We start from the raw sequence: 1,346 nt of genomic DNA, 5'->3' as shown, positions 1-1,346 counted from the left end.
TACATCCCGGGCACCGATACCTGCATCAAGCTCGGTGGATACCTCCGCGCCGAGGTCGGTTTCAACACCTCGGGCGCCAGCGAAACCCCGGCCTGGAACGGCAATTCCGGCCAGAGAAACCGGCTCGCCAACGACTACCAGTTCCGTTCCCGCCAAGATCTCACCATCGACACCCGGACCGCGACCGAATACGGCGTCGTCCGCACCTATTTCGACTCCGTCTTCACCTGGACCACCGGCAGCGACGGCGTCGCCGGCGGCTCGCTCGGCATGTACTTCGCATTCATCCAGTTCGCCGGCTTCACCATGGGTAAGTCGGTGTCGATGTTCTCGACGCCCTGGAACGGTTCGCCCGGCAACGTCGGTTCGAACCTGCTCGGCGGCGACGATACCTCGACCGGCGTCAACCAGATCGCCTACACCGCGCAGTTCGGCAACGGCGTATCGGCGTCGATCAGCCTCGAAGACCAGAGCCAGTATCGGCAGTCGCAGGGCGTCTCCGACGTCTTCAACACCACGGGTCTCGGCGCCACCAACACGCCGGCAACATGGCTGAGCGGCGCTGGTCCGGGAACCTCCTATGTGGCCGGCACCAGCATTCCGGATATCGTCGGCCAGGTCCGGGTCGATCAGGCCTGGGGTCTGTTCCAGGTGTCGGCTGCGGCGCACGACATCCGCGCCAGCTACTACAATCCGACCAACGAGACCAGCGATCACCCGGGTGACAAATACGGCTTCGCCGTGCTCGCCGCGCTGTCGCTGAAGAACCTGCCGACCGGCGCCGGCGACAGCCTGAACCTCGACGCCACCTACGCCGACGGCGCGATCCGCTATGTGATCGGCGGCACCAGCCCGAACAACTTCGCGATGTACGGCAACACCGGCATTCCGGGCGTCTACCAGAGCCTCGCGGTCGGCGCTTCGCCCGACGGTGTGTTCACCACCGGCGGCGGCATCAACACCACCAAGGCGTGGGGCGTTCGCGGTGCCTTCAACCACAACTGGACTCCGAACTGGACGACCTCGGTGTTCGGTGCCTACTCCTCCGTCGACTTCGGCGGCACCGGTGGCGCGCTCTACACCGCCGGCCTCAAGGCCGTGCTGGGTGGCGCTGCGATCAACACCTTCACCGGCACGCCGAACTTCAACATCGCGCAGATCGGTACCGTCACCCGCTGGACCCCAGTCAAGGGCCTGACCTTCTCGGGCGAAGTCATGTACACCATGCTCGACCAGAACTACTCCGGCGTCACCGCTCCGGTCAGCGCCGGCGCCACCAAGCCCGCAGCCGTCCGCTACGAGTTCAAGGATCAAAATACCTGGACCGGACTCGTCCGCGCCCAGCG

The 1,346-nt window shown here is 65.5% G+C and carries 1 protein-coding gene; it reads left to right on the top strand.

The window, feature by feature from the left end:
• A partial coding sequence (locus HXX15_RS23100) for a porin (RefSeq protein ID WP_296519253.1) occupies positions 1-1,346 on the top strand: 1,346 nt, incomplete at both ends.

The sequence above is a fragment of the Rhodopseudomonas sp. genome (assembly GCF_013377015.1).
Taxonomy (GTDB): Bacteria; Pseudomonadota; Alphaproteobacteria; order Rhizobiales; family Xanthobacteraceae; genus JARJEH01.
The sequence above is the reverse complement of the archived record's forward strand: the minus strand, read 5'-3'. Positions and strand labels throughout refer to the sequence as shown.